This is a genomic window from Protofrankia sp. CiP1_Cm_nod2 (genome assembly GCF_920664355.1).
GTDB lineage: Bacteria > Actinomycetota > Actinomycetes > Frankiales > Frankiaceae > Protofrankia.
On sequence record NZ_CAKKTL010000046.1, the window covers coordinates 1,291 to 5,423 of the forward strand.

4 protein-coding genes and 1 pseudogene are annotated in these 4,133 nt (G+C 70.1%); 4 read left to right on the top strand and 1 reads right to left on the bottom strand.

All coding sequences use genetic code 11. The features are described 5' to 3' along the window. Window positions 1-215 precede the first annotated feature (215 nt). The 4 genes from NBW84_RS07480 to NBW84_RS07495 all read left to right on the top strand — a co-directional run bounded on the left by NBW84_RS07480 (window position 216) and on the right by NBW84_RS07495 (window position 4,007). On the top strand, window positions 216-1,295 hold the full coding sequence (locus NBW84_RS07480) for an MFS transporter (RefSeq protein ID WP_250283028.1): 1,080 nt from the start codon (window positions 216-218) through the stop codon (window positions 1,293-1,295). Continuing rightward, complete coding sequence (locus NBW84_RS07485; RefSeq protein WP_250282984.1) at window positions 1,296-1,904, top strand: TetR family transcriptional regulator; 609 nt, start codon at window positions 1,296-1,298, stop codon at window positions 1,902-1,904. Between the two features lie 240 nt (window positions 1,905-2,144). After that, window positions 2,145-2,405, top strand: a complete 261-nt coding sequence (locus NBW84_RS07490) for a hypothetical protein (protein ID WP_250282986.1) — start codon at window positions 2,145-2,147, stop codon at window positions 2,403-2,405. Window positions 2,406-2,519: 114 nt separating this feature from the next. After that, complete coding sequence (locus NBW84_RS07495; RefSeq protein WP_250282988.1) at window positions 2,520-4,007, top strand: plasmid pRiA4b ORF-3 family protein; 1,488 nt, start codon at window positions 2,520-2,522, stop codon at window positions 4,005-4,007. An 11-nt stretch (window positions 4,008-4,018) separates the two neighbouring features. On the opposite strand, the pseudogene NBW84_RS07500 reads toward NBW84_RS07495, so the two are convergent. Further along, window positions 4,019-4,114: pseudogene (locus NBW84_RS07500) on the bottom strand (DNA-binding response regulator); the annotation flags it as partial. Window positions 4,115-4,133 lie beyond the last annotated feature (19 nt).

Here is a 4,133-nt window from a genome sequence, read left to right on the forward strand (position 1 = left end):
CATCCACTGACAGATATACATTGAGTGACAAAAGAGGGCCGGGATGGATCGGAAGTGGTTGGCGCTGGCCGGCGTCGCGGTGGCCGTCTTCGCCGTCGGCGTGGACGGGACGGTGCTGGCGGTGGCGTTGCCGACGCTTGCGGTGAAGCTGCATGCCTCGGCCACAGATCTGGTGTGGTTCTTCCTCGGCGTATCTGCTGACCTGGGCCGTGGCGATGCTGCCGCTGGGGTCGCTGGGCGACCGGTACGGGCGGCGCCGGGTGATGATCGCCTCTCTCGCCGCCTTCGGGGCCGCCTCGGCCTGGGCTGCCTGGTCGGGCTCGGCGGCCATGTTCATCGCCGCGCGCGCAGCGGGCGGAATCGCCGGGGCCGGCATCGTGGTGATGGCCATGTCGGCAGTCACGGTGATGTTCGCCGAGGACGAGCGTTCCCGGGCGGTCGGCGTGTGGGCGGGCGTGAACTTCCTGGCCCTGCCGACCGGACCGATTCTGGGCGGCTGGCTGCTCGACCGGTTCTGGTGGGGCTGGGTCTTCCTCATCAACGTGCCGGTCGTGGTCATCGCGCTGGTCGCGGTGGTGGCGCTGGTGCCAGAGTCCCGCGGGTCAGACCGGGGCCGGCTCGATCTCGTGGGGATGACTCTGTTCGGTGGCGGACTGGCCGGGCTGGTCTACGGGTGCGCCGAGGCGGGCACCCGTGGTTGGGGTTCGGCGGTCGTGAGCGCCGCGCTGCTGGCCGGCACCCTGCTGCTGATCGTTTTTGCGCTCTGGCAGCGTCGCCTCACCCGCGGCCTGCCCGCGGCGCCGGTGTCGGCTCGGGCGCGGGAGCCGCTGGTCGACATCGGCCTGTTCCGCATCCCCGAGTACGTCTGGGGCACGGTCCTGGCCTTCCTGTGCTCGTTGGCGATGATCGGGGTGCTGTTCACCCTGCCGCAGTATTTCCAGGCCGTGCTCGGCGTGGACTCCATCGGCTCCGGCCTGCGGCTCCTCCCGCTGCTCGGCGGGCTCGCCGTCGGCGCGACCGGTGCCGAGCCACTCACGAAGACGATCGGCGCGAAGGTGGTGCTCGTCGGCGGCTTCGCGGTGCTGGGCGCCGGCCTGATACTCGGGTCCGCGACGAGCACGGGCAACGGTTTCGGGTTCGTGTCCGCCTGGACCTCGATCACCGGCGCCGGGATCGGTACGGTCCTCGCCACGGCTACCGCCGCCGCGTCGCAGCCGCCGCCGGTCAGCCAGGCGGGTGGCGAGGCAATGATCGACGCAGCACGCGCTGACACCGTTGTCGAAGGGAGCGAGTAATTGTCGCGGGAGCGGCCATCGTGGAGCCAGACGCAGACCATCGCGCTCAAGCAGGCGATCCAGGCGGCCGCGCTGCGGCTTTTCGCCGAGCGAGGATACGCCGAGACCACGGTCAGTATGATCGCCGAAGAGGTCGGGGTCGCGGCGCGGACCTGCTTCCGGCACTTCCCGACCAAGCCCGACATGGTCCTGTGGGACGCCGCCGACTACGACCTGCTGGCCCACTTCCGCGCCCGCCCGGCAGGCGAGGGCGTCATCACGGCCTTCCGCGAGGCGCTGCGCGCCGGCTACGCCACCCTGAGTCCCGACCAGCGTGCCCTGGAGCAGCACCGCACCGAGCTCATCGCCGCGATACCCGAGGTCCGCGCGGCGCACCTGGATCACCTCACCTCCGCCACGCACGAGTTCACCGTGGCCGTGGCGGAACGGGCCGGACGCAAGGCGGACGACCCCGACGTCGTCGCGGTCACCGGCGCCATCATCGGCATCATGATGATCAGCCAGCTCGACACGTCCAGGCGACCCGCGCCGTCCTCGCCGCATCAGGACCCGGTCGTTGCGATCGACGACGCCCTGGCCCGGCTGCAACGCGGATTCAGCACACTCTGACCGGAAATGGCAGCAGCGGAACCACCGGCGGCAAGAAGAGCTCGCGGCGGCGCGACGTCGATTCCGCCGGTCCCGGAGCACGAATCGGCAGGCGGTCCCGCCCAGGGCGGCGAGCAACCACGCTCCGGCGGTCCTGCCCCGAGCCGGCGGGCAGAACCCTGATGGCCGCGACGTCGGCCTCATGTCCGCTGAATTGTCCGGTGGTCGGCTGTCAGCCCTGTTGGGTCAGAATTCCGGCGCGTGTTCCTGAGCGTCCAGCAGTTCGTCGCCGTGCTGGAGTGTCCAGTCGCCGAGCGCCTTCATGGGGCCGTCGACCAGGCTCCGTCGAGCCGCCAGCTCGAGGAGGTCGCGGGCTTCGTCATCGGGCTGGGGTTCGCGGGCTTTGATCCCGCCTCCGCCGTTCCCCGCGTCCCGGCATCGTCGACAGCCAGGCCGGATGAGGAGACAGCCGCTGTCCGACCAGGACGCGCCCGCTCGGTGGACGGAGCGATAACCGGGTGAGCCGGACGCGGCGGATGGGAGCAGACTTACCGCATGAGCCCCAGCAGTCGTGGCCGTAGGAGCGGGCGGAAACCCCCCACCAGGAACAACAGGACCAGGTCACGCCCCACCGCCGTGTCACGTGTGCCGGACACGCAGGGCACGTGTGACTGCCCGGCGTGCTCGGGCGCCGACGGGCTGGGGATGGTCGTCGGTGAGCTGACCACGAACGGGGAGCTCCTGCTCACCATCGACGATCCGATGGAGGCGGAAGTCCTTGGCGCGACGCTGGTCTCAGCCAGCGACCTGATCGGCGAGGACGCCGAGGAGGCGTTTACGCAAGGGCTCGTCCCGGCGTTGGAGTCCACGGGCGCCGTGGAGGCGCTGGCGACGCTGCTGGCGATCGGCTCCGTCTCGCCGGGCCGTCTCGGCGCGGCCGCGAACGACGCCGCCGACCGCCTGGCCGAGGCCGGCATCACCCGCCCGGTATGGGCGGACGAGCTGCAGGCACCGGTGACCGCCGATGGCTTCCAACGCCTGGATGACGACCAGGAAACGGCCTCGATACTGGTCTGCTCGTTCCATCGGGCGGGGCGGGGGCACGCCGTCATCATCAACGTTGACCGCAACGACTGCGGCGCCGCCGCCGACGTTCTCTTCCTCGACGCCGACAAGCTGCCCGAAGCGGTCGAAACGCTGCATGCCGCTGCCAGCTCCGAGGGCGTCCGGATCAGGGCCGAGAACCTCAGCCCGGAGGAGTTCCGCTGGCAGGCCGAGAACGCCCTCGCCGCGCGGGCGGTACACGACGCGGGCGACGTCGCTCTCAACCTGGCCGAATTCCTCGACGACGAGGACGACAGCCCGGCCTATCCGGCGCTGGCGATGCTGCTACGGGCCCGGCTGGCGACTCTGCCGGAGCCCGGCAGACCACCCGCGCCGCATCCCACCGACGACGAGGACGACATCGGCCCCGACCTGACGCGGCTGCTGATCCCTGGCGGCTTCGAACTGGCCCCGTCCGACGTCGCGCCGTCGGCGGCGCTGCCGGCGAAACGGAAGAAGGCGGCCGGGCCAGCGCCGGTCTATCAGATCAAGGTCGTTCTGCGTGGCACGAAACCGCCGATCTGGCGACGGCTGGAGGTGCCTGCCGACATCCGGCTCGACCGGCTGCACACCGTCATCCAGGCCGCGTTCGGCTGGTACGACACCCATCTTCACGTCTTCGAGACCCAGTATGGCAGTTTCAGCAGCCCCGACGCGGATCCGGGCTACCGCGCCGAGGCCGCGGTGACGCTGGAACAGGTCGTGCCCACCGCGAACGACAAGATTTTTTATACCTACGACTTCGGTGACAGCTGGGAACACGACATCCTGCTGGAGAAGGTCCTCAGCCCGGATCCGACGGTGCGCTATCCCCGCTGCACCGGCGGGCGCCGCGCCGCCCCACCGGAGGACTGCGGCGGCATCTGGGGATACGCCGAACTGCTACAGGTGCTGAAGGATCCCGACCACCCCGAGCACGACGAGAAGCTGGAATGGCTGGGCGTCGACAACGCCGTCGAGTTCGCCCCGGAGCGGTTCGACACCGTGGCGGTCAACCAGGCGCTGTCCGCCATCCCCTGACGCACACCGTCGCGCACGTCGAAACCCTCGTAACGCAGCGCCATGGCGACAAGATCGGTGATCGCCTCCTCGTCGTCCACGACGAGGACCCTGAGCGGATGCTCCATCCACCCAGTCTCACCCGTA

Coding starts and splice junctions, on each gene's coding strand:
- NBW84_RS07480 (WP_250283028.1), top strand. CDS start 216: ATGCTGCCGCTGGGGTCGCTGGGCGACCGGTACGGGCGGCGCCGGGTG.